Annotated in this window: 26 protein-coding genes; 7 read left to right on the forward strand and 19 right to left on the reverse strand. The window is 27.0% G+C overall.

Annotation, left to right across the window (positions count from 1 at the left end):
* Window positions 1-22 precede the first annotated feature (22 nt).
* The gene (gene maf, locus D9T19_RS12515) at window positions 23-568 is read left to right on the forward strand and encodes a septum formation inhibitor Maf (RefSeq protein WP_121628582.1); all 546 of its coding nucleotides are present in this window, start codon (window positions 23-25) and stop codon (window positions 566-568) included.
* The gene (locus D9T19_RS12520) at window positions 565-1,887 is read left to right on the forward strand and encodes a L,D-transpeptidase family protein (RefSeq protein ID WP_121628583.1); all 1,323 of its coding nucleotides are present in this window, start codon (window positions 565-567) and stop codon (window positions 1,885-1,887) included. Before maf ends, D9T19_RS12520 begins: the two co-directional genes overlap by 4 nt.
* Before the next feature lie 11 nt (window positions 1,888-1,898).
* Here the strand turns inward: D9T19_RS12520 and dxs are convergent, their stop codons facing one another.
* The 8 genes from dxs to gap form a co-directional block, all read right to left on the reverse strand.
* A complete protein-coding gene (dxs, locus tag D9T19_RS12525) occupies window positions 1,899-3,704 on the reverse strand; it encodes a 1-deoxy-D-xylulose-5-phosphate synthase (RefSeq protein WP_121628584.1) in 1,806 nt (601 codons plus the stop codon).
* Window positions 3,705-3,718: 14 nt separating this feature from the next.
* A complete protein-coding gene (hisC, locus tag D9T19_RS12530) occupies window positions 3,719-4,825 on the reverse strand; it encodes a histidinol-phosphate transaminase (RefSeq protein ID WP_121628585.1) in 1,107 nt (368 codons plus the stop codon).
* A gap of 23 nt (window positions 4,826-4,848) precedes the next feature.
* On the reverse strand, window positions 4,849-5,916 hold the full coding sequence (pheA, locus tag D9T19_RS12535; RefSeq protein WP_121628586.1) for a prephenate dehydratase: 1,068 nt from the start codon (window positions 5,914-5,916) through the stop codon (window positions 4,849-4,851).
* 22 nt (window positions 5,917-5,938) lie between these two features.
* A complete protein-coding gene (gene lysA, locus D9T19_RS12540) occupies window positions 5,939-7,147 on the reverse strand; it encodes a diaminopimelate decarboxylase (protein ID WP_121628587.1) in 1,209 nt (402 codons plus the stop codon).
* Window positions 7,148-7,266: 119 nt separating this feature from the next.
* The gene (gene fabI / locus D9T19_RS12545; protein WP_121628588.1) at window positions 7,267-8,094 is read right to left on the reverse strand and encodes an enoyl-ACP reductase FabI; all 828 of its coding nucleotides are present in this window, start codon (window positions 8,092-8,094) and stop codon (window positions 7,267-7,269) included.
* Window positions 8,095-8,805 (reverse strand): triose-phosphate isomerase, encoded by a 711-nt coding sequence (locus D9T19_RS12550; protein WP_121628589.1) that lies wholly within the window; start codon window positions 8,803-8,805, stop codon window positions 8,095-8,097. It lies immediately after the preceding gene.
* Complete coding sequence (locus tag D9T19_RS12555) at window positions 8,805-10,004, reverse strand: phosphoglycerate kinase (RefSeq protein WP_121628590.1); 1,200 nt, start codon at window positions 10,002-10,004, stop codon at window positions 8,805-8,807. The genes D9T19_RS12550 and D9T19_RS12555 overlap by 1 nt, the downstream gene beginning before the upstream one ends.
* 21 nt (window positions 10,005-10,025) lie before the next feature.
* Complete coding sequence (gap, locus tag D9T19_RS12560) at window positions 10,026-11,021, reverse strand: type I glyceraldehyde-3-phosphate dehydrogenase (RefSeq protein WP_121628591.1); 996 nt, start codon at window positions 11,019-11,021, stop codon at window positions 10,026-10,028.
* 90 nt (window positions 11,022-11,111) lie between these two features.
* Between gap and nadD the strand changes: the two genes are divergently transcribed.
* Entirely contained in the window at window positions 11,112-11,660 is a 549-nt protein-coding gene (gene nadD / locus D9T19_RS12565) for a nicotinate (nicotinamide) nucleotide adenylyltransferase (protein WP_121628592.1), read from the forward strand.
* Between the two features lie 3 nt (window positions 11,661-11,663).
* Window positions 11,664-11,990, forward strand: coding sequence for a ribosome silencing factor (gene rsfS / locus D9T19_RS12570; protein ID WP_121628593.1), 327 nt, complete (start codon window positions 11,664-11,666; stop codon window positions 11,988-11,990).
* 145 nt (window positions 11,991-12,135) lie between these two features.
* Here the strand turns inward: rsfS and argS are convergent, their stop codons facing one another.
* The 9 genes from argS to D9T19_RS12615 form a co-directional block, all read right to left on the reverse strand.
* The gene (gene argS / locus D9T19_RS12575) at window positions 12,136-13,725 is read right to left on the reverse strand and encodes an arginine--tRNA ligase (protein WP_121628594.1); all 1,590 of its coding nucleotides are present in this window, start codon (window positions 13,723-13,725) and stop codon (window positions 12,136-12,138) included.
* A 9-nt stretch (window positions 13,726-13,734) separates the two neighbouring features.
* Complete coding sequence (gene tatA, locus D9T19_RS12580; RefSeq protein ID WP_121628595.1) at window positions 13,735-13,962, reverse strand: twin-arginine translocase TatA/TatE family subunit; 228 nt, start codon at window positions 13,960-13,962, stop codon at window positions 13,735-13,737.
* Between the two features lie 64 nt (window positions 13,963-14,026).
* On the reverse strand, window positions 14,027-14,413 hold the full coding sequence (locus D9T19_RS12585) for a fluoride efflux transporter FluC (RefSeq protein WP_121628596.1): 387 nt from the start codon (window positions 14,411-14,413) through the stop codon (window positions 14,027-14,029).
* The gene (locus D9T19_RS12590; RefSeq protein WP_121628597.1) at window positions 14,403-15,089 is read right to left on the reverse strand and encodes a lysophospholipid acyltransferase family protein; all 687 of its coding nucleotides are present in this window, start codon (window positions 15,087-15,089) and stop codon (window positions 14,403-14,405) included. Before D9T19_RS12590 ends, D9T19_RS12585 begins: the two co-directional genes overlap by 11 nt.
* Window positions 15,076-16,146, reverse strand: a complete 1,071-nt coding sequence (locus D9T19_RS12595; RefSeq protein ID WP_121628598.1) for a hypothetical protein — start codon at window positions 16,144-16,146, stop codon at window positions 15,076-15,078. The genes D9T19_RS12590 and D9T19_RS12595 overlap by 14 nt, the downstream gene beginning before the upstream one ends.
* Before the next feature lie 42 nt (window positions 16,147-16,188).
* Window positions 16,189-16,860 (reverse strand): phosphoribosylformylglycinamidine synthase I, encoded by a 672-nt coding sequence (gene purQ / locus D9T19_RS12600; protein ID WP_121628599.1) that lies wholly within the window; start codon window positions 16,858-16,860, stop codon window positions 16,189-16,191.
* 1 nt (window position 16,861) lies between these two features.
* The gene (gene purS / locus D9T19_RS12605; RefSeq protein WP_121628600.1) at window positions 16,862-17,107 is read right to left on the reverse strand and encodes a phosphoribosylformylglycinamidine synthase subunit PurS; all 246 of its coding nucleotides are present in this window, start codon (window positions 17,105-17,107) and stop codon (window positions 16,862-16,864) included.
* A 61-nt stretch (window positions 17,108-17,168) separates the two neighbouring features.
* Window positions 17,169-18,122, reverse strand: a complete 954-nt coding sequence (locus D9T19_RS12610; RefSeq protein WP_121628601.1) for a phosphoribosylaminoimidazolesuccinocarboxamide synthase — start codon at window positions 18,120-18,122, stop codon at window positions 17,169-17,171.
* A 16-nt stretch (window positions 18,123-18,138) separates the two neighbouring features.
* Entirely contained in the window at window positions 18,139-19,434 is a 1,296-nt protein-coding gene (locus D9T19_RS12615) for a S41 family peptidase (RefSeq protein WP_121628602.1), read from the reverse strand.
* Between the two features lie 114 nt (window positions 19,435-19,548).
* On the opposite strand from D9T19_RS12615, the gene D9T19_RS12620 reads away from it, so the two are divergent.
* Window positions 19,549-20,130: a hypothetical protein gene (locus D9T19_RS12620; protein ID WP_121628603.1), complete on the forward strand. Its 582-nt coding sequence runs from the start codon at window positions 19,549-19,551 to the stop codon at window positions 20,128-20,130.
* 9 nt (window positions 20,131-20,139) lie between these two features.
* Window positions 20,140-21,123, forward strand: a complete 984-nt coding sequence (locus tag D9T19_RS12625) for a hypothetical protein (RefSeq protein ID WP_121628604.1) — start codon at window positions 20,140-20,142, stop codon at window positions 21,121-21,123.
* Window positions 21,124-21,155: 32 nt separating this feature from the next.
* Here D9T19_RS12625 and D9T19_RS12630 read toward each other — a convergent pair whose 3' ends face one another.
* Together D9T19_RS12630 and dksA are read right to left on the reverse strand one after the other, a co-directional pair.
* Window positions 21,156-22,154 carry a tRNA pseudouridine(13) synthase TruD gene (locus tag D9T19_RS12630; protein ID WP_121628605.1) on the reverse strand — a complete coding sequence of 333 codons (999 nt, stop codon included), beginning with the start codon at window positions 22,152-22,154 and terminating at the stop codon, window positions 21,156-21,158.
* Entirely contained in the window at window positions 22,155-22,523 is a 369-nt protein-coding gene (dksA, locus tag D9T19_RS12635) for an RNA polymerase-binding protein DksA (RefSeq protein ID WP_121628606.1), read from the reverse strand.
* A 111-nt stretch (window positions 22,524-22,634) separates the two neighbouring features.
* On the opposite strand from dksA, the gene D9T19_RS12640 reads away from it, so the two are divergent.
* Window positions 22,635-22,982, forward strand: a complete 348-nt coding sequence (locus D9T19_RS12640; RefSeq protein WP_121628607.1) for a nucleotide pyrophosphohydrolase — start codon at window positions 22,635-22,637, stop codon at window positions 22,980-22,982.
* Window positions 22,983-23,232 lie beyond the last annotated feature (250 nt).

The raw sequence follows: 23,232 nt of genomic DNA on the forward strand, positions 1-23,232 counted from the left end.
AATCCAAATAAAAAGGAATATCTTGATTAGACTTGGTTCAAATTCACCTACGAGAGCTTTAATACTAAAGAATGCAAATATAAATTTTATTCAAAATGGCGGAACTTTTGATGAAGATAGTATAAAAACAACAAATCCAAAATCTTTTTGTTATGAAGCAACAAAAGGAAAATTTGAAGAATTATATAAAAAATATGGTGTAAAACAGATGCCACTTTTAGTTGCAGATAGTGTGGTTACTTCAAATGGTTTACTTCTTAGAAAAGCAAAAGATAAAAATGATGCAAGAAGAATGTTAGAAATTCAAAGTGGCAATAAAACATCAGTAATTACATGTATGATTTATAAATCACAAGAAAAAGAAATTATTGATGTTTCAATTACTACATATTTATTTGAAAAATTTAATCAAAATCATATGAATGAATATATAAACTCAGGTGAGTGTTTTGGAAAAGCAGGAGCTATTATGGTTGAGGGATTTTGTAAACCATATATAAAAAGTGTACAAGGATATGAAAGTACAGCAATGGGTCTTTGTGTTGAGAAATTAAAAGCTTATATATGAAAATTATAAAAATATTAGCTAGTATTTTCTTAATTATTTTTTTTACAGCTTGTAGTAGTAAAATAGCTGATAAGAATCAAATGAAATTAAAAAATAGCCAAAATACTATATTTGCAGAACAAGAAGCTATAATAAAAGATATTTCTGGATTAACCTATAAAGAAGTTGAATTTCTAGAAATATTACAAAGTGATAAATATGCCTCTTTATGTGGAAGCAAAGATGAGTTTCATAAAATTCTACATTTACCAAATAATTATAAAAAATCTAAAAAACTAGAGGAACTTTTTTATACTTATACAAAAAATTTAAGTAATTCATGTATTAATCAAAGTGCATTTAAAAAGCAATTAAAACAAAAAAAATATAAAGATTTAAATCAGGATTATGAAGTTTATAATGTAAATATAAATAAATCTAAGTTATTAAAAAAGTATCATTCAGATATTCCAATTAAAGATATTTTAGATAAATATGCACCAAGACACCCACAATTTTTTGAATTAATAAAAAAACTTGATAAAAATTCATTGTCACAAGAAAAGTACAATAAATTAAGACTAAATATAGAAAGACTTAAACTTTTAAAGTATTCTAATAGTAATAATTTTATTCAATTAAATATTCCTACACATAATTTCACTTTTTATGAAGATGGGAAAAAAACAAAAAGTTTTGGGACTGTTGTAGGAGATAAAAATACTCAAACTCCTATACTTTCGAGTAAATTAGTATATTTTATAGTTAATCCTACATGGAATATCCCTGATTCAATCGCTAAAAAATCGATTATACCAAAAGCTTTAAAAGATAAAAACTATCTTAAAAAGAAAAATATTGTAATAAGAAAGAGCTACAAACTAAGCTCTAAAAAATATACATTTAAAGATATAAAATGGAAAAAATATTTAAAGACAAATGTTAAGTATATTCCATATAAATTTATTCAACTTCCATCAAATACAAATGGAATGGGAAGAATGAAGTTTATTTTTCCAAATAATTATGCTGTTTATATGCACGATACAATAGGGACATGGAGATTTAAATCAAGTAAGCAAAAGATTAGATTTACAAGTCATGGTTGTGTTAGATTAGAACATCCATTAAGTTTAATGAAATACTTATCTAAAAATTATACAAAGTATTCATATACTAAAATCAGAAAAATTTATGATAGTAAAAAAACTGATACAATTAGATTAAATAAAAAACTTCCTATTCATTTAACATATCAAACTGTTCAAATTAATAATGGTAAATTGTCATTTTATAATGATGTTTATGGATATGATAAAATTCAGAAGTTAAACTTCTAGGTTTTATCTAGTTATTTTATTTTTTCTACTAATTGAAAAGGCAAGAGACCTAAGCTTTCTTCAACAACTTTAGTATCTCCATGATCTATAAAATCATCTTTATATTCAAAAGATACAAGCTTTACATTAGAGATATTTTCATCATTTAAAAACTCTAAAATTGCACTTCCTACTCCACCTTGTTTTTGTGAATCAGAGAATACATACCATTCATCATATTTTGAAGCTAAATCTTTTAAACACTCAGCATCTAACGGTTTTACAAATCTTAAATCTACAATCGCAATATCATCTTTATGAAGTTTTGCAGTTTCACATGCTCTTCCAACAGCTGCACCATAAGCAATAAATAGTTTTGAAGATTTCCCCTCTTTTAATACTTGAGCTTTTCCTAATTCAAATGGGGTAAAAGGAAAATCAACAGGAGTAAAAGCACCTCTTGGATATCTAATAGCACTTGGACTTGTTAATGTATAAGCAAATGATAAACCATCTATTAAAGTTTTGTCATCTCTTGGAGCGAAAACAATCATATTAGGAATAAATCTTAAATATGAAATATCAAAAGCACCTTGATGAGTTTCTCCATCATTTCCTACAATCCCTGCTCTATCAATTGCAAATACAACTGGCAAATCTAAAAGACAAACATCATGAATTATCTGATCAAAACCACGTTGAAGAAAAGTTGAATAAATAGTAATAAAAGGTTTAAAACCTTCTTTTGCCATTGCTGCCATTGAAGTAACCGCGTGTTGTTCTGCAATTGCCACATCCCAGAATCTTGTTGGGAATTTTTCCATAAGTTTGTTTATACCTGTACCACTAGGCATTGCAGCAGTAACACCTACAATATTTTCATGTTTACATGCAAGATCACATAAAGCATCTGCAAAAACTGCAGTAGCAGCTTTAGGAGAGGCTTTTTTAATAAATACTCCATCTTTTACATTAAAAGGACCAACACCATGCCAACGTTCATGTTGACCTTCAGCTATTGCATAACCTTTCCCTTTTATAGTTCTTGCATGAACAATAACTGGTTTTTTCATATCTTTTGCAAGTTGTAATGTATCAATAACTTCGTCAATATGGTGACCATCTATAGGACCTATATAATCAATACCCATTTCTTCAAATAAAATACCTGGAGTAATAAGCTTCATAGCTTCTTCCATTCTTTTAGCAATATAAGTAGTGCCTTCTGGCATATTATTTTTTATAAAAGAATCAACTCTACCTTTAAAACCTTGATATGTTTTACCTGCAAGTAGTTTAGAAAGATGCTTTGAAATTGCACCAATTGGTTTTGCAATTGACATTTCATTATCATTTAAAATAATTACAACAGGAAGTTTTATATCTCCTAATTCATTTAAAGCTTCATAAACCATTCCCGCACTCAAAGAACCATCACCAATCATTACAACAGGGACTCTATCTTCTTTTTTAAGTTTAATTGCCTTAGCAGCTCCAACAGCAAGTGATATTGAAGTTGAACTATGTCCTGCTACAAAATAATCTGCATCAGATTCATTTGGTTTTGTAAAGCCACTTAGTCCTCCAAATTGTCTTACTGTTTCAAACTCATCCCAACGTTCTGTTAATAGTTTATGTGGATAACATTGATGAGAAACATCAAATATAAAAGGATCACTATACGCATCAAAAACCTTATGCATCCCTATAGTTAATTCAACTGCACCCAACGTAGAAGAAAAATGTCCACCCTTTCTTGATACAACATCAATAATTCTATCTCTGATGTCTTGAGCTAAAACTTCTAATTCTTCTAGTGATTTATCTTTTATATTCATATTTTATCCAAGGTCTATTTCAATTTTTCTAGTACTTCATCTAATAATTTAAATACTTTCGTATTTTGATCATTTGAACCTATAGTTATTCTAATAGCATTAATACCATATCCAGTTAAATCTCTTACAATTAAACCACGTTCAAGTAGTTCTTGGGCAACTTTTTTTGAAGAGTAAAGACTTGCAAATTTTAATGTAATAAAATTTGTATATGAATCAATATAATCAAAACCTTTTTCTCTAGCATACTGTTCATATCTTTTCATCTCTTCAAAATTCTTTGCAATACAATCTTGTACGAACTCTTCATCTTTAAGTGCTTCAATAGCAGCAGCAAGAGTTAAAGTTGTAATATTAAAAGGTGCTCGAAGTTTATATAATGTTTTAATAATATCTTCTTGTGCGATTCCATATCCAACTCTCATACCACCAAGTGCATATGCTTTTGAAAAAGTTCCTAAGTAAATACAATTAGGGAAAGAATTAATTAATTCTTTAGGATTGATTCTTTTCTTTTCATCTTTAAATGCACCATATTCTTGGTAGGCTCCATCAATAATTACTAAAGTATCTTTATTAATTGTTTCTAAAAATGCATAAACATCATCTCTATCTAAACATTCACCTAAAGGATTATTAGGTAAACAAAGAAAAATAATATCAGCACCATATTCTTTATACATTGATGAAAATTGTTTTAAATTATGTTCACCGTCTTCTGTTTTAATAATTGTTGAACCTGCTTGTTTCCCATAAATCTCATACATTGCAAATGTTGTTTTACTCATTAATACCTTTGAGTTTTTATCACATTTAGCATGTACACAAAATTCTAATATTTGGTCACTTCCTGAACCTATAATTATATTTGAAGATTCTACATCAAATTTATTAGCAAGTGCTTCTTTTAATTCATACATTGAATCATCGGGATATACAGACATACTTTGCACTATTTCTTTTATTTTAGAAACTACTTTTGGTGATGTTCCATATGGATTTTCATTTGATGCTAATTTTATAATATCTTTTGGATTAACTCCATATTCTCTTACAACTAATTCAATTGGTTTACCAGCTTCATAAATTGGAACATTGTCTAATACTTTATTAAAATTCATCTTTTTTCCTATTCTTTCTTCTATTAAATATCTTTTATTTCTTTTACGTAAGAACCTAAGATTTTTACGTTACCATCATATTTTGATAATATTTCTTTTACATTTTTATCATCTTTATGTCCATCAAAATCTATGAAAAATATAGAATTTCCTTCAACAATATGTGATTTAATTTTTGTAAGGTTAATATTAACTTTATTAAAATCAGTTAAAAATTCTACTAATGCTCCTTGTTTATCTGAAAGAGTAACAAGTATTGAAGTTTTATCATTTCCACTTTGAGCATTTTCAAAATCACTTATTATAAAGAATCTAGTTTTATTATTATCTTTATCTTCAATATTCTCAAATAATATAGGAAGATTATATAATTTTGCACCAACATGAGGACAAATAGCTGCACTTCCAGGTTCATTTACTGCAATTTTTGCAGCTTTTGTTGTTGATTCAATTGGTATATGTTCAATTTCATCTAATCCAAAATTTGTTAAGAATTTTCGGCATTGTTCAAAAGCAATATCTTTTGAATAAATTCTTTTAATATCTGTGATTTTATCACATGTAGAAGCAAGAGTATGATGAATATCAAGTACAACTTCTGCAATAATTTTTAAATCATATTTATTTAAACAATTTATTGTATCAGTTACTATTCCATTTGAAGAATTTTCAATTGGTACAACACCAAATCTAGCTTTTTTAGTATCAACTTCTCTAAAAATACCTTTAATAGAACTAATAGAAACATATGAACTCATTGAACCAAATCTAGATTCCGCAGCTTGATGTGTAAAACTTCCCTCAGGACCTAAATAAGCAACATTTTCAGGTAACTCAAAATTTCTAGAAAGTGCAAAAATTTCTAGAAAAAGTGCTTCAATACCTGCTCTATTTAATTTGCCATCATTAAGACTTGATAATCTATCAATTATTGCTTTTTCTCTTTCAGGTCTATAAATTGCGCCACCACTATGAGCTTTTACAATTCCTACTTGATGAACAATTTCCATTCTCTCATTAATTAGTTTTAGTACTTTATTATCAATATTATCAAGTTTATCTCTTAACTTGTCTAATCCTTCTTCATTCATTTTAATCCTTTTGTAAGTATACTTATTTAATGAATTCTTCTTCTAATGCAATTATATCTTCAAAAAGTTCTCTTTTTCTAATTAATCTATCTTGCCCATTTTCAATTGCTATTTCAGCAACTCTTCCTCTTGTATTATAATTACTAGCCATTGTAAAACAATATGCCCCAGCTGAATATAAAACAACTAAATCATTATGTTTTGTTTGAGGAAGCTCAATATTTTTAGCAAAGAAATCTCCACTTTCACAAATTGGACCTACAAGGTTACAATCTGTAAACTCTTTATTATCATTTAATACTTCTACTTTATGACTCGCATTATAAAGTGCTGGTCTAATTAAATCATTCATAGCCCCATCAACAATTACAAATCTTTTATTCCCATTAACTTTTTCATATAATACTTTTGTTACAAAAGCACCTGCATTTCCTACTAATGAACGACCTGGTTCACAAACTACTGTAATATCTAAACCAAACATAGTTTCTAATACACTTTGAGCATAATCATTTACATCAATTAGAACTTCATCATCATAAACAATACCTAAACCACCACCAATATCCATAAATGATAAATCAATATTAATTGCACTTAAGTTTCTTACTAAATCAGCTATGATTTTTACAGATTCTTTTATTGGATCTATTTGCGTTAATTGAGAACCAATATGACAATGAATTCCTACAGGCTCTAAGTTTTTAGAGTTTTTACATTGGATATACATTCTTTTTGCTGTATCAATATCAACTCCGAATTTATTCTCATGTAATCCTGTTGAAATATAAGGATGTGTTTGAGGATCAATATTTGGATTAACTCTAATTGAAATTCTAGCTTTTTTATTTAACTCTTTTGCTATTTCTTCAACTCTATTTAGTTCAGCTGCACTTTCAACATTTATCATTAAAATATCTAATTCTAATGCTTCTTTAATTTCAGAATCAATTTTTCCAACACCTGAAAAGATAATCTTATAAGGAACAATTCCAACTTTTAATGCACGTCTAACTTCACCAATAGATACACAATCAGCTCCAGCGCCTAAATTGGCTAAATGTTTAATAACTGAAAGATTTGAGTTTGCTTTAACTGCATATGCAATAAGTGATTTTCTAGCTTTAAAAGCACCCTTTAAAGATTCATATTGTTTTGTAATATGATCAAAATCATACACATAATATGGTGTTTGATATTTATTAGCTAATTCTTTAAAATTAATATTCATTTTTTATAATTTCCTATTTTTTTATTCATTTAAAATTTTAAGTTAGAATTCTTTAAATTCCAAATTAAAATTTTAGAAAAGATTTGAATTCAAATCTTTTCTAAGTTTAAGTAATTTATTTACTTATCAACACCATTCCAAGCAATTGTTGGTTTATCATTTTCATCAAATTTTACAGCTGGCATACCCATAATATTGTAACCACAATCTACATAATGAATTTCCCCTGTAACAGCACTTGATAAATCAGAAAGTAAATACATCCCTGAATTTCCAACTTCAGTAGTTGTTACATTTTTCTTTAATGGAGAATGAGCTTCATTCCATTTAAGCATAAATCTAAAATCACTAATACCAGCAGCTGCTAAAGTTTTAATAGGACCTGCTGAAATAGCATTTACTCTAATTCCATCTTGCCCTAAGTCTTCTGCTAAATATTTTGTAGTCATTTCTAAAGCTGCTTTTGCAACACCCATTAAATTATAATTAGGAATATATTTAGCTCCACCATAATAAGTTAATGTTAATACAGAAGATTGTTCTGATAATAAAGGTTTTAACTCTCTTACAACTTCAATTAAAGAATAAACAGATACATCCATAGCTATATCAAAAGCATCTTTAGTAATATCATAAAATCTTCCAGATAATCCAGATTTTGGAGCAAATGCAATTGAATGAACAATAAAATCAATTTGACCCATATCTTTTTCTAATGACTCTTTTAATGCCTTAATTTCTAAAGGATTTGATACATCACAAGGGTATACAAAGTTTTCACTTCCGAACTCTTTAGCTATTGGCTCAACTCTTTTTTTTAAAGAATCATTTAAGTATGTAAATGCAATTTGCGCACCTTGTTCAGAACATGCTTTTGCAATACCATAAGCTATTGACTTATTATTTGCAACACCTAAAATTACACCTTTTTTACCTTTCATAAACATTTATAAATCCTTTGTATTTTTAATAATTTGTTTAAAATCTTCTAAGTTCCAAGAAGCAGTCCCAATTAAAGCACCATCAACACCATCAAGGGAGCAAATTTCTTCTACATTTGTAACTTTAACGCTACCACCATATAAAAGTGGTTTTTTAATTTTTGATTTCAAAGCTTTATGAACACTTGTAATATCAGTATTAATTGCAGTAATACCAGTACCAATTGCCCATACAGGTTCATAAGCTAATATTAAATTTTTATAATTTATATCAATTCCAATAAATTGCTCATAAACATATTCTAAAGTTTTCTCAATTCCTTGTTCTTTAACTTCTAAAGGTTCACCGATACAATAAATTATTTTGTATCCAAGTTCACTATAAAAAGCGAATTTTTTTGCTATTTCAGCTTGCGATTCACCTAATATATGTCGTCTTTCACTGTGACCTATTAAAATAGTTTGGATCTTAAATTCATCTAATTGTTCTGTTCCTATTTCTCCTGTATATGAACCTTTTGCTGTTGCATAGGCATTTTGAGTCCCAATAGTCAGATTAGAAACAGTATCAAAAGTATCAAGAGCAGTTGAAGTGGGGAAAATATACACATCACTTATAATACTATTTGAAGTTAAAAAATCATTTACATTATTTATAAAATCTTTAGTAGATTTCCTTGTATGGTTAGTTTTAAAATTCGAAGCAATAATTGCCATTAATCTTCCTCAACTAAAAGCGCTTTTACACCTGGTAAAACTTTTCCTTCAATTAATTCTAAAGAAGCTCCACCCCCAGTAGAAATAAATGTCATTTCATCTTCATCGCCAGTTACTCTAACTAAATCAGCAGTATCTCCACCACCAACAACAGTTGTAGCAAAAGAAGAAGCAACAGCATGAGAAATTTTAGTACTTCCTTTTGCAAATTTATCCATTTCATAAACGCCCATTGGACCATTCCATAAAATTGTATTAGCATCCCTTAAAGCAAGAGAGAATAATTGTGCTGTAGCATTACCTATATCTAATCCCATCCATTCACTTGGCATTTCTTGAACAGTTACTAACTTAGCAATTGCTTCTTCATTAAATGCTTCTGCTACAATAACATCAACTGGTAAATATAGTTTTACACCTAATTTCTTTGCTTCGGCCATAATTTTTAAGGCTTCAGGAATTAAATCATCTTCAACTAATGATTTTCCTACTTCATGACCTAAGGCTTTAAGGAAAGTAAATGCCATTCCTCCACCAATAATAATTTTATCAACTTTTGGTACTAAATTGTATAAAGCTTCAAGTTTACCAGATATTTTTGATCCACCAACAATAGAAACAAATGGACGAGTTGGATTATGAACAATATGATGAAAAAATTTAATCTCTTTTGCAAGTAAGAATCCAGCTGCTTTTGATTTAATATCAAAATGTTGTGCAATTCCTTCTACTGATGCATGGGCTCTATGTGAAACACCAAAAGCATCATTTACAAATACATCTGCCATTGATGCTAATTTTTTACTTAATTCAGGATCATTTTTAGTTTCACCAGCTTCAAATCTCATATTTTCTAAAAGCAAAATTTCACCAGATTGTAAATTTTTTGCCATTTCAATAGTTTTTTCACCAATAATACTAGGTGCCATTTTTATTTCTTGTTTTAATAAAGTATGCAATCTTTTCGCAATTGGTTTTAAAGAAAACCCTTCTTCAAAACCATTTTTTGGTCTACCAAAATGTGATGCTAAAATAATTGAACAATCATTATCTATACAATATCTAATTGTACTCAATGCTGATCTAATTCTTCTATCATCTGTAATATTGTTATCAGCATCCATGGGTACATTAAAGTCACATCTAATAAATACTCTTTTACTTGCTATATCAATATTTTTAAGTTCTTGTAATTTCATTTATATTTGCCTTTATTAAAATTAATTTCTTGTTACGTGAACACCCATGTCTACAAGTCTTGTTGAGTATCCCCATTCGTTGTCGTACCATGAAAGAACTTTTACCATATTATTTTCAATAAGCTGAATTGTATCTAAAGGAACAACTGATGATAATATTTCTCCATTAAAATCAGAACTTACTCTTCCTTCTGTATCAACACCTAAAATTCCTTTTAAATTTCCTGTTGAAGCATTTGAAAATGCTGCTTGAATTTCTTCAAGACTTGTATCTTTTTTAAGCGTAACTGTTAAATCCACTAATGAAACATTTGGAGTTGGAACTCTAATTGCTTGACCATTTAATTTACCATTTAAGTGAGGCATAACTTTACCAATGGCTTTAGCAGCACCTGTTGATGCTGGAATTAAATTTGTAGCCCCTGCTCTTCCTTTTCTTGGATCTTTTTTATCTTTTGCATCTAAGATAGGTTGAGAGCTTGTATATGAATGTATAGTAGTCATTAAACCTTTTTCAATTCCATATGTATCATCAAGTACTTTCGCAACTGGTGCTAAACCATTTGTCGTACAAGAAGCATTTGAAACAATAGCTTGACCTTTATAAGTTTTCTCATTTACACCCATTACAAAAGTTGGAGTATCATCTTTTGCAGGAGCAGACATAACTACTTTCTTAACTCCATTATCTACATATGCTTGACACGCTTCTTGCGTTAAAAATGCACCCGTACATTCTAAAACAACATCAGCACCATATGTTGCAAAATCCAATTTTGATGGATCACGTTCGCTTAATAATTTTGCTTTATCTGTTCCAATAGTAATAAACCCATTTTCAACTTTTATATCTTGTTTATTTCCATGAACAGTATCATATCTTAGATTATATTGAATCATTTCTTCACTACCACTAGCATTTACAGCCACTAATTCAACATCATTTCTTGAAGCAACAATTTTTGCTACACATCTTCCAATTCTTCCTAATCCGTTAATTGCAACTTTAACAGCCATAATTTCCCTTTGTATAAATCTTTATTGGTAGATATTTTATCCAAAAATTGCTATAATATTATTTAAGTATATAGTAAAGGTATAAATTAGGTGCAACTTGCAGTATTTGGTGGTAGTTTTGACCCTGTTCACATAGCTCATGAAGCAATAGTAAATGAAGCAGTAAAAGAACTTGATATTGATAAATTATTTGTAGTACCTACATATTTAAACCCTTTTAAAAATAGCTTTCACTTTAAACCAAAAATAAGAGAACAATTATTAAAAAAAGTTTTTTTCAATAATCAAAAGGTAGAAGTTTGTGATTATGAAATAAAACAAAATAGAGCTGTTTATTCAATTGAGACTATCAAGTATCTAAAAAATTTATATAATCCATCAAAAATTTATTTGATTATTGGTGCGGATAATGTAAAAAATTTAAATAAATGGTATAAAATTAATGAACTTAAAACTTTAGTTGATTTTGTAGTTGTCTCAAGAGAAGGTTTTATTGATAGTGAATTTGCTAAGTTTAAAAACTTAAAAATCAATATTAATATTAGTTCTACAAAACTAAGAAATAAAATTGATTTAAACTTTATCCCTATACAAATAAAAGAAGATATAATAAAACTTCAAAGAAACAAAAAAGGTTAATTCTTGAATAGATTAGAAACTATTAAAACGCTTTTAGATGAAAAAAAAGCTGAAAATATTGATGTAATTGATTTAACATCAAAAGATTATATTGTTGATTATGTTGTAATTGCAACTACATTAAACTCAAAACATGGATTTGCATTATTAAACTACTTAAAAGAAGAACTAAAACCATTAGGTGAAGAATTCTTAAGAGTAAATGAAGATGAAAATTGGACTGTAATAGATTTAGGTGATATGTTTATTCACTTAATGAGTGAAGAATATAGAGCTAAATATACTTTAGAAGATTTCTTAAGTAAATTAGACAATAAAGAAGTATATTAAAAAGAGAGAATAATTTCTCTTTTTAATTACTGTGCAGGTCTTAAAATTTTATTATAATTACTTGTAGCATCTCTAGCTCCACCCATATTTCCAGTAAAAATTGCGATACCAACAGCTATTATTAAAATAATTATAAACCATTTCATTACATTTTCTCCTTAGCTTTTATTCCTAATAAATCTAAACCTACTCTAATACTTAAAGCTGCCATACTTAAAGCTTTTAAATACATATTTTGTTCATTACTACCTACTACTTTATGATCATTATAGAACTTATGAACAGAACCTGCTAATGAAGTTAAATATTCAGTAATTTTTTGCATTTCTCTTTTTTCAAATGCTTCGTTTAATACAGAATTCAATAATAAAGATTCATAAATCAAATTTAAACCATCTTGATTTAGATTTTCAAAACTCTCATTTTTGATATCATCAAAAGTTAATTGGGCTTTTTTAAATACTTGATTAATTCTTGCATGTGCATAATTAATATAAAAAATTGGGTTTGAAGAATCTTGATTAGTTAATCTATCTAAATCAAACTCTAAATGTGTATCACTTTTTTTAGTTAAAAATACAAATCTTAGGGCATCTGAACCAATTTCATTTGTAATATCAGACATTAAGATAACATTTCCAGCTCGTTTACTCATTTTATATGGTTCTCCACCTTTTAAAAGTGAAACCATTTGAGATAAAAGTACTTCAAGCTTAGAAGAATCATTTCCTAAAAACTCAATTGCTGCTTTTACTCTTTTTATATAACCGTGATGATCAGCTCCCCAAATATTTATATATTTGTCAAAACCTCTATCGTATTTATTTTTATGATAAATAATATCACCTGCAAGATATGTAGGTATTCCATTATCTCTTACAACTACTCTATCTACATCATCTCCAACATTTGTTGAACGAATCCAAACTTTATCATCTTTTGTATATAAAGAATCATTATCTTCTAATACTTTTTTAGTTTCATCCCAAGCAGAGTAAAGAGATTTTTCAGATACAAAAGTATCAAACTCAATACCTAAATCTTTTAAATCACTTACAATAATTTCTAAAACTAAATCTTTTGCAAAAAATGCGATTTCTTTGTATTTAGATTCATCTTTTAATACTTCAACTCCAAATTTATCTATAACTTTTTTGGCAATATCAACTAGATAATCACCTCTATAATAAGTTTCAGGATATTCAACATCTTCATTCAAAATAAATTCTCTAGCAGCTAAGGAAATTGAAAGTCCTAGCATATCCATTTGAGCACCTGCATCATTTACATAATACTCAGTTGTAATATCAAAACCTAAATGTCTTCCAACTCGTGCAATAGTATCACCTTGAATAGCACCTCTTGCATGACCTATATGTAAAGGACCAGTAGGATTTGCTGAAACGTATTCTAAAAGAATTTTTTCATTTTTATTTGTCTCTTTTGCAAATGTATTTTCATTTAAAAGAGATTCATCAACAAGCTTTTGTAAAAATGCTGCTGATAGTTTAAAGTTTATAAATCCTTTTACAGCTTCAACTTTTTCAAACATTTCTGAATTTTCAAATTTTAAAGCCAATTCATCTGCGATAATCATCGGAGATTTTCTTAATTCTTTTGCTAAAGAGAATGCAACAGGTGTTGCATAATGTCCAAAAGAGACATCCTTCGGTTTTTCAAGAACAACGTTAGTTTCTAATATATTTTCAATGTATTCTTTTACTAAATTTTGCAATATTTACTCTTATACTTTAGTTTCGTTTTTGTCTTCTACTTTAGCATCAGCTTTTTTTTCGATTTCATCATTTTTGTTTTCAGCAATGTCATTTTCTTCATCATCTTTTACAGCTTTTTTAAAGTTTTTAATTCCAGAACCAAGACCTTTAGCTAACTCAGGTATTTTCTTACCTCCAAATAGTAGTAATACTACTAAAGCAATTAATATCCATTCCATTCCGCCTGGCATACCCATGAAAAATCCTTATGTTAATTTTAGGCTTATTATAACTTTTTAATGCTTAAAAATTTTTTGTGATTTATCGTAAAAGGAAATGAATTAATTTGTAGCCCATACCTGCTGATATTATAGTTCCAAATACATTTAAAAGTATATTTGTAATTGCAAGATATATTGATGTTCCAAAAAGTAAATAAGACTCAATAGCAAAAGTAGAATAAGTAGTAAGTGCTCCTAAAAAGCCTGTAGTTAGAAATGCTTTTAACGACTCACTTACTGTAATATGAGCAAAATACGCAAAAAGAATTCCTATAATAAAAGAACCAATTATATTTACAATTAATACTCCAACTGGAATATCTAAAGGAATATATTTATTAGAGAAATGAACACTATAAGCTCTAATAATTGCACCAAGAAAACCTCCAGCTCCAATTGCTAAAATAGTTTGCCAACTAATTGGCATAATTTTTAATCTCTTTGTTAAATACTTCTTTCATTTTTATTTCAGTATCTTCAAACCATGTAGTTGATTTATCAGCTTGAATAGGATCTAAATATATAATCTTAACAGTTCCTGGTGTAGCTGTTAATTTTTTAGAATCTACTATATTTCTTGTATTTAACATAATTACAGGCTGAACTCTCAATTTATATTTATTTCCAACCATTTTTGCACCTGCTTTAAATTTAAGCATTTTTGTTCCATCAGATCTAGTTCCTTCAGGGAACATAGCAATTGGTCGTCCTTTATCTAATCTATCTTTTACTTCTTTAAATAAATGCATTATTCCTGCTTTATTCTCTCGGTCAATAGATATCATTCTTGGTGCTTTTATTATATGTCCAAAAAAGAATAAATCTGCAATCTCTTTTTTAGCAACCCATGCTAAATCTCTATTATGTACATATTCCATTACAATAATATCAAGTAAAGATTGATGATTCATTAATACTAAATCACATGTCTCATCTAGTTTGCCTACAGATTCGATTTTAATACCTAATAATCTTATTTGGATTTTCATCCAAAGTTTTATAACTTTATGAGTATGATTTCTAAATATATACATTGATAAAACTGTAATTGCAACAGTTATTGTAAATTGTATTAAAAGTATTATTCCCCTAATTCTTGCCAAGATTTTCTTCCTTTATCCAACCAATAAACTTATTTTTAATTCCCATTACTTTAATAAATTCTCTTTTTTTATTTAAAATTTCAACTTTTTCTTCATTCTTTATTTGAAAAAATATTGTAGATTTATCTGTAGGTAATATATAAATATATGAATCTTTTTTAACAATTCCTGTTTTATTGGGCATTAAATAAATTATTGAAATAATTAATAAAATTATTGAAATAATCAGATATATCTTATTTCTCTTTATTATATATATTATTATAAAAACAATTAATAAAATTACTAAAGCTATTTTTTTATATTTTTCAAAACTTGAATCATTAGGGTTTAAATCAGTTTGAGTACTAACCAATTCATTTTGTAAAATTAAAGGAACAGTAATTGTAATAAAATTTTTTGTTGTAGTATTATAATAATCAAATTCAACCTTCTTTTTGTGTACAGGTAAAACAAGATAATAAATTAAATTCTGTTTAGGATAATTATTATCTAATTTTGAAGTACCTTGTTCTTTTATACCATGAAGATAAAAGTCTTCTAAATTCGAATCAATCGCATCAATATCAATTATTGTTAAAGATTCTTTATTATTATATTGTTTTGTTTTATAAGCTTTTAACTTAAAATCTTTTGCAATTATATTAGAAAATCTTTCATTACCTCTTGCAATATCAGAGTAAGATATATGTGCTGAAGATAAATTTGAAGTTTCTATTATATCGCCATTTTTTACAAGTTTAATAGAAAAATCTGGTAAAGTAAAATTACCTTTATTAGCTTTAAAAAAATATTTTACTTCATAATTAGCATCAAAAGTATTTTTCCATTTAGCCTTAGGATTAAGAACTTTTATATTTTTAGAATTTAAAAAAGATGTTGTAATATAATCAAAATTCTTTGTAGTAATTAAAGCTTTAATATTAACTTCAAATCTTTGATTTTTATAAACTTGCTTTGGAACTTGCTGATAGGAAACATAAAGATTTTTTGCAGCAAATAAATTTATTGATAATAAAGTATTTACTAAAATTATTAGAAATAGTATTTTTTTCATATTTAGCTTTTAACTAATAAAAGTATAGACTTATCTATACTTTTATTGTAAAAAACCCTTAAGCATTCTTACTCCATCATCACAACCAAGCAATTCTTCCATTGCACGTTCTGGATGAGGCATTAAACCAAATATATTTTTTTCTTTATTACAAATACCAGCAATATTTGAAACCGAACCATTAATATTTAATGTTGATCCATCTTCATTACAATATTTTAATAAAATTTGATTATTATTCTCTAACTCTTGTAATCCATCTTCATCAATAAAGTAGTTACCATCATGATGAGCAACTGGAATATCAACCACTTCATCTGATTTTAAAAGGCAAAGAAATGAATTATCATTATTTATAACTTTTAAGTTTTGGAATTTTGAAATAAAATGTAAAGAATCGTTTCTTTTCATAGCACCAGGTAACAATCCTGCTTCTAAAAGAATTTGGAAACCATTACAAATTCCTAAAATTTTACCACCTTTAGCAGCATAAGCTTGAACAGAATCCATAATATTTGCAAATCTAGCAATTGCTCCAGATCTTAAATAATCACCATATGAAAATCCTCCAGGGATTACTAATAAATCAGTATCTTCTGGAATATTTTTTTCTTTATGCCAAACAATTTCAACTTGTGCACCTAATTTTTCAAAAGCATATTGTGTATCATACTCACAATTTGTTCCTGGAAATTGTAATACTGAAACTTTCATATTAACCTACTATTTCGATATCGTAATCTTCAATAACAGTATTTGCAAGAAGCTTTTCACACATTTTTGCAACTTCTGCTTTAGCATCAGTTTCATTAGAAGAGTTAAGATTAATAATAATTTGTTTACCAATTCTTACATCATTTACTATTTGCTTAAATCCCAAAGTATCTAAAGCATGATGAGTTGCTTTACCTTGATCATCAAGTACACCTTGTTTTAATGCTATGTTTACAATTGCTTTCATTTGTTACCTTTTTTTTATATTTTTGCGATTATATCTAAAAATGTCTTATATTGGTTTATTATTATTTACTTAAACTTTCATGTATTCTACTATAACCCTCTAAAATCGTGTTTTTAATAGAATCTGGAACTATTACATCTAGTTTTTGACCAGGTTTTAAAGTTTTTGCTTTTTCTTTCCAATTATCTTCTTTACCAAAATTTCTAAGAATTTGTTTATCCATTGAAATATAGTTTCCATTATCAAAATTTTCTTTTGAAATAAATCTTGAACTTTCTGGTGTTAAAACTTCATCACCTAATACCCATTCTCCAGAAGCATTTACGAAAACTTCAAATTTTGTATCAACAATAACAATATTATTATCTAATGCAAATTGTGTAAATTCTTTAAATAATTTTTCTAAACTTGAAACTATTTCAGGGAAAACTTCTCTTACTTTTGCAGTATTTAAAGGAACATCTTTTGTACCTTTTGTTGTAGGAGTAAAAATAGGTGTTTCAAATTTATGCCATTGTTCTAAATCTTTTCCTAAATCTAATCCATAAGGATCTTTTCCATTTTGACATGCTTCAAAAAGTGAACCTGTTAAATAATTTCTAAAAATAAGTTCAAATTGAACTAATTCTCCATCAATTTTAGCTTCTAAGGGTTTACATAATTCCATAAGCTGACATCTTGGAGCTATATTTAAAGATTCATCCATTTTCTCAGCTAAAATAGCTGTTCTTATTCCTGATTTTCTAGCAAATGCAGCACCACTATTTGAAATTGCAGTTTGTGAAACACCCTTACCTTCAATTTCAAGGTTTAATGGAATATCAAAAACTGAACATCTATCACTTCTTACTAATAATACTTTTGGATCGTTACCCGGACAAGTATAAAGATCTGCATTTTTACCAATATAAAATAGGTTATAACCCAACTCTTCTAATTCTTTAATACCTTTTTGCGATGTTGTTTTCTTTGATTCAGGCCAAAGACCAAGTGCTATAATATCACTTATTTTCATTTACTCTTCCTATCCTTTATTTAACATTATTGATAATAATTAATGATTTTAAAATTCCAACTGAAGTGTTTAATTGGTTATCATTTAATACATCTTCTTTTGAAATAACTTTCTTACTTTTTGTTTTCTTTTCTTCATCTTTTTTAACTTTTGTATCAACTTTTTCAAGTTCAACTTCTAAATGTTTTTTTAAGTCTGCTTCTTTTATTTTAAATTCCGAGTCTTCACCTTGAGTTGCTTTACCAGCAAAAGCAATAATATCAGGTGTAACACCCTTGGCTTGAATTGTTCTACCACTTGGTAAGTAATATTTTGCAATTGTAAGTTTAATACTTTCTTTTCTATCTTCTGTAATAGGTAAAATTGCTTGAACAGAACCTTTTCCAAAAGTTTTCTCACCAATTAATATTGCTCTTTTATGATCTTGTAGTGCCCCTGAAACAATCTCAGAAGCCGATGCAGAACCACCATTTACAAGAACTACCATTGGTAATCTTGAAATAGTATTTGATACAGATGCTTCAAATTTCTCTTCATCTTCTGCATTTCTTCCTTTTTGAGAGACAATTACACCTTTATCAACAAAAAGATCAACAACTCCGATTGCTTGAGAAAGCAATCCTCCTGGATTATTTCTTAAATCAAGAACTAAACCTTTTACATTTGGATTTTTTTTAATAGCTTTTTCTAAACCATCTACAACTTTTCTATCAAAACTTGTAACTCTTAGATATAAATAATCTTCATCTTCAAAAGTCTTTGCAAAAACAGATTGTATTTTAATAATATCTCTTGTAATATTTATTTTAACAGGTTTATTTTCACCTTTTCTAACAACTGTTAATAAAATATCAGTGTTTGGTTTTCCTCTCATAATTGAGACAGCTTCATCTAATGTCATATTTAATGTTGATTTATCATTAATTTTTAAAATGATATCAGATGATTTTACTCCTGCTTTAAAAGCTGGAGTATCATCAATAGGTGAAATTACAGTTAGAGCACCATCTCTTAAACCAACAGTAATACCCAAACCGCCAAACTCACCTTTCGTTTGGATACTCATCTCTTTTGAAGACTTTTCATCTAGAAAAGTAGAGTGAGCATCAAGTTCTTGCATAAGACCTTTTAATGATTTATTGACAATTTCTTCTAATTTAATATCGTCAACATAATACTTTTCAACAGTGCCAATTACTTTTGTTAATTTCGATAGTGATTCAAATCTTGTTTTTTCAGGAGCTTCTTCTTGTGCAAAAATTGATTGAGTTAATAATAATGCAATAGATGAAGCTAATAATAATTTCTTCATATGTATATAACCTTTAAAATTTATAAAGATAAATTATACAAAAAAGTTTATAAAAGTAAGGTTTTATTAAAAGTTTTGTACTATACCAATTAGTTTTAAAAAAGGTTTATAAAAATGAGTATGAAAGAAAATGTTGATTTCGTTAAAAATGAATTAAACAGTGAAGAAAAATTCTTAGAAGGTTTTGTTAAAGTTGAAAGACTTTATAAGAAATTCAAATCTTTAATAATAGGACTTCTTGTAATTTTAGTTGTTGCAGTTATTGCATTTGGTATAAATAGTTATATAGAAAAGAAAAATACAATTACCGCTAATATAGCGTTTGATAAAGTAGTTTCTAATCCAGATGATAAAGATGCTCTTAATACTTTAAAAGAATCAAATAAAAAACTTTATGAAGTAGCTTTGTATTTACAAGCGAAAAAAGATGGGAAATACCCAGAAACAGAAATTCCTTATTTAAAGGAATTAACACAATATCAAAAAGCATTAACAAATAGTGATGTGAGTAAATTAAATGATTTATCAATGCAAAATGATTTTTTATTAAAAGAATTTGCAATATTTAATAAAGCCTTGATTTTAGTTAATGAAGGAAAATATAAAGAAGCAAAAATTGCACTTAATTTAATTCAGAAATCATCTAAAGCATCTGAATTATCAAATTTATTACAACATCATTTACTTACTAAATAAGGAAAGATTATGAAACAACTTTTTATTTCAATAGCTATATTATTTTTATTAACAGCATGTGAAAGTAAAAAATATTTTGAACCAGAGAATGTAAGCGATACTTTAAAAGTAGAAGAATCTTCATTACCCTCATCTATTAAATCTATGAATAGAGAAGGTGCAACATTAGAAGATGGTACTATTGTAACAAGAGATGGTGTATCTAAATTTAAACTTCCTAAAGATTTTCAGTTTTTAAATGTTAGTAATACAGGAAAAGTACTTGCTACAAATTACAAAGACAAATTATTAATAGGAAATGAAGAATTAGATATAGGAAATGTTGTAGTTGCAGCATCATTAAAAGATAATAAGCTAGCATTAATTTATTCTAATAACTCTATTGAATTATTAGACATAGACACAAAAAAAACTCTTTTTAAAGAATATATGTCAATATCTTTAGCAAATGATACTAGAATTGCAAATCCACACTTTATGGGTAACTTATTACTTTTCCCAACATTAAATGGAAAAGTTCTTATTGTTTCTACTAAAACAAATGAATCAGTAAAAAATATATCTGTTGATTTAGATAGTGAATTTAATAATATTATATTTCTTAAAGTAGTTCAAGATAAACAAACTTTAATTGCTGCAACTGCAAATAAAGTTGTAACTATTTCTACAAAAAATATCGTCTCAAAAGATTATGAGATAAGAGATATTATTAATAATGGTGAAAGCATTTATTTAGCTACAATTGATGGTAGAATAATTAAATTAAATTTAGCATTAGAGGAAATTGCAAGTAAGAAATATAAATACTCAAAAATCTATGCACTTACATATACTGACTCACTTTATGCAATAGAGTCACAAAATTTTATAATAAATATAGATAATGATTTTACAAATGATAAAATTTATCATTTTGATTTTGATAATGAAGAAAGATTAATTGTTATTAATAATAAAGTTTATACTGAAAGTAGAAAAATAACACTTCCATAAACAACTATTAGGGAATTCCCTAATAGTTTTACTTAATGTAAATTCCTATTTGCTATATTTTCAATTAATACTGTTGCGTAAGAACCCTTAGGCAATGAAAACTCTAACGTACACATTTTCTCGCCACTATTATACTTACAAGTAATATCTTTAGGGAAAACGATTGCATCTCTTCTATAGCCTTTTTCTTGAATATACATATCATCATACTTTTCTTCAATAACTCTAGCTTCACTCATAGCTCTGAATACTTTACGACCTGGTAAAAGTCCAGTTGGTAATATTTTTTGATTTTGAAAATCTTTTAAAATCTGATCAGTAATACTTTTTGCAGTAAAAAGTTTGTCTCTTTTAAATTCATTGAAAATATCGCCCTCAAATAGTTTAAAATCTTCTTCATTAAATTTTAATCTATTTACTAACCACTCATTAAAAAAACTACTTTGATAAGCTGAGATTAACATCTTAGATAACTTTTTATCTTTGATAATAACATCACCATAAACTACATCTTTTGCTTTTTGAAAGTTTTCTTCTACTTCTTTACCAAAACGTTGGTAACCAAAATAATTTGGCATACCTTTTTTTGATATTTTTTTTATGATTTTTTGAATTTGATTTAGCTCTTCAATTTCAACATCGTGAAGATTAATTTTAAATCTATTCCCTTCTAAATCACCAATATTTAATTTTTGATTATGTAAAGTTGAATCTAAAATTTTTATTTTTGAACTTCTAAAAGCTTTCATCTCTTTTGAGTATTTCTTTGGAATTGAAAGATATTGGGTTGTTGTTGCCCTTTTATCTTTTAATCCAGCATAACCAATCTCATTAGAATATATTCCTAGATAATCACAAAGTCTATCAATAAGTTCCCATGTATCCATATTAGATTTTTCAACTTTGAAAATAATGAAATTTCCATGACCTGAAAATCTAATTGGAAGTTCAGTAACTATAAAATCTTGATCATTTTGAACAAATTTGAAGTTCAATACTTTATTTGAAGAAGAATAAAATCTTTTAATCACTTATGAATTCTTTTTTGTTTGTTCATTCTCATAAACTTCTCTACACTCAGTACAAAACTTTGCAAATGGTTTTGCTTTTAATCTTCCAATAGGAATAGTAACTCCACACATACTACAAGTACCATATGAACCATCATCAATTTTTTTAATTGCTTCTTCAATTTGTTTTAATTCATCTAACTGATGGTTTGCAATCATTCCTTCTTTAAAAGAATTACTTAATAATTCTGCATGATCTAATTCATCTTTTGCTTCTTGAGCTTTTAATTGATCAATATTATCTCTGCTTCCATTTATATTTTTTAAGATTGTTTCTTTTCTTAGAACTAATATTTTTTTCAATTCGTCAATTTGTTGTCTATTTGGCATTAAAGCTCTCCTTTGTTATTATTATAATTATATACTTTTTATTATATATCTCTTATAAGAGCCTGAATAATTACTATATAATAATTATTCATGCACAGAAAAGGAACATTTATGAATATAGAAAAAATTAAAGAATCAATACAAGAGTTTTCAACACAAAGAAATTGGGAAGAATTTCATAATCCTAAAAACTTAAGTATGGCATTAAGCGTTGAAGCATCTGAATTACTTGAAATATTTCAATGGTTAAGTTTAGAACAATCTGCTAATTTATCAAAAGAAAATCATGAACATGCAAAACAAGAAATTGCCGATGTTGCAATATATTTAATACGAATATGTATGAAATTAGATATAGATTTAGAAGAGGCTATAAATGAAAAAATGATTTTAAATGCAATTAAATATCCTTTACAAGATAAAAATGGTAAAAACATAGAATATGGAAAAAAATCATAAGTTTTTATTATTAATATTTAACACTTATTTAATTAATAAAAGATAGAATATCCAACAAATTATAGGAGTTTTTTATTACTACTTTATCAAAGAATTTTATTTTAATAATTACTATTTTATTTTCTATATTTATTTATTTTATTTTTATTCATTCAAAAATAAATAATACTAATTATGAACTTACAAAAAGTATTTCTTCAATAACAACTCTTCCAGGACTAGTAACTTCAAATACAATTTACGAACCTAG

Source organism: Poseidonibacter antarcticus (assembly GCF_003667345.1).
GTDB lineage: Bacteria > Campylobacterota > Campylobacteria > Campylobacterales > Arcobacteraceae > Poseidonibacter > Poseidonibacter antarcticus.

Bases quoted from the DNA above. Each gene is read 5' to 3' on its own strand.
- purQ (WP_121628599.1), bottom strand. From the start codon at position 16,860: ATGAAAGTTTCAGTATTACAATTTCCAGGAACAAATTGTGAGTATGAT.
- D9T19_RS12615 (WP_121628602.1), bottom strand. From the start codon at position 19,434: ATGAAGAAATTATTATTAGCTTCATCTATTGCATTATTATTAACTCAA.
- pheA (WP_121628586.1), bottom strand. From the start codon at position 5,916: ATGAATGAAGAAGGATTAGACAAGTTAAGAGATAAACTTGATAATATT.
- D9T19_RS12595 (WP_121628598.1), bottom strand. From the start codon at position 16,146: ATGAAAAAAATACTATTTCTAATAATTTTAGTAAATACTTTATTATCA.
- hisC (WP_121628585.1), bottom strand. From the start codon at position 4,825: ATGAATTTTAATAAAGTATTAGACAATGTTCCAATTTATGAAGCTGGT.
- dksA (WP_121628606.1), bottom strand. From the start codon at position 22,523: ATGCCAAATAGACAACAAATTGACGAATTGAAAAAAATATTAGTTCTA.
- D9T19_RS12640 (WP_121628607.1), top strand. From the start codon at position 22,635: ATGAATATAGAAAAAATTAAAGAATCAATACAAGAGTTTTCAACACAA.
- D9T19_RS12555 (WP_121628590.1), bottom strand. From the start codon at position 10,004: ATGAAATTACAAGAACTTAAAAATATTGATATAGCAAGTAAAAGAGTA.
- gap (WP_121628591.1), bottom strand. From the start codon at position 11,021: ATGGCTGTTAAAGTTGCAATTAACGGATTAGGAAGAATTGGAAGATGT.
- D9T19_RS12610 (WP_121628601.1), bottom strand. From the start codon at position 18,122: ATGAAAATAAGTGATATTATAGCACTTGGTCTTTGGCCTGAATCAAAG.
- fabI (WP_121628588.1), bottom strand. From the start codon at position 8,094: ATGTTTATGAAAGGTAAAAAAGGTGTAATTTTAGGTGTTGCAAATAAT.
- lysA (WP_121628587.1), bottom strand. From the start codon at position 7,147: ATGAATATTAATTTTAAAGAATTAGCTAATAAATATCAAACACCATAT.
- D9T19_RS12550 (WP_121628589.1), bottom strand. From the start codon at position 8,805: ATGGCAATTATTGCTTCGAATTTTAAAACTAACCATACAAGGAAATCT.
- D9T19_RS12620 (WP_121628603.1), top strand. From the start codon at position 19,549: ATGAGTATGAAAGAAAATGTTGATTTCGTTAAAAATGAATTAAACAGT.
- D9T19_RS12585 (WP_121628596.1), bottom strand. From the start codon at position 14,413: ATGCCAATTAGTTGGCAAACTATTTTAGCAATTGGAGCTGGAGGTTTT.
- purS (WP_121628600.1), bottom strand. From the start codon at position 17,107: ATGAAAGCAATTGTAAACATAGCATTAAAACAAGGTGTACTTGATGAT.
- dxs (WP_121628584.1), bottom strand. From the start codon at position 3,704: ATGAATATAAAAGATAAATCACTAGAAGAATTAGAAGTTTTAGCTCAA.
- D9T19_RS12520 (WP_121628583.1), top strand. From the start codon at position 565: ATGAAAATTATAAAAATATTAGCTAGTATTTTCTTAATTATTTTTTTT.
- tatA (WP_121628595.1), bottom strand. From the start codon at position 13,962: ATGGGTATGCCAGGCGGAATGGAATGGATATTAATTGCTTTAGTAGTA.
- D9T19_RS12625 (WP_121628604.1), top strand. From the start codon at position 20,140: ATGAAACAACTTTTTATTTCAATAGCTATATTATTTTTATTAACAGCA.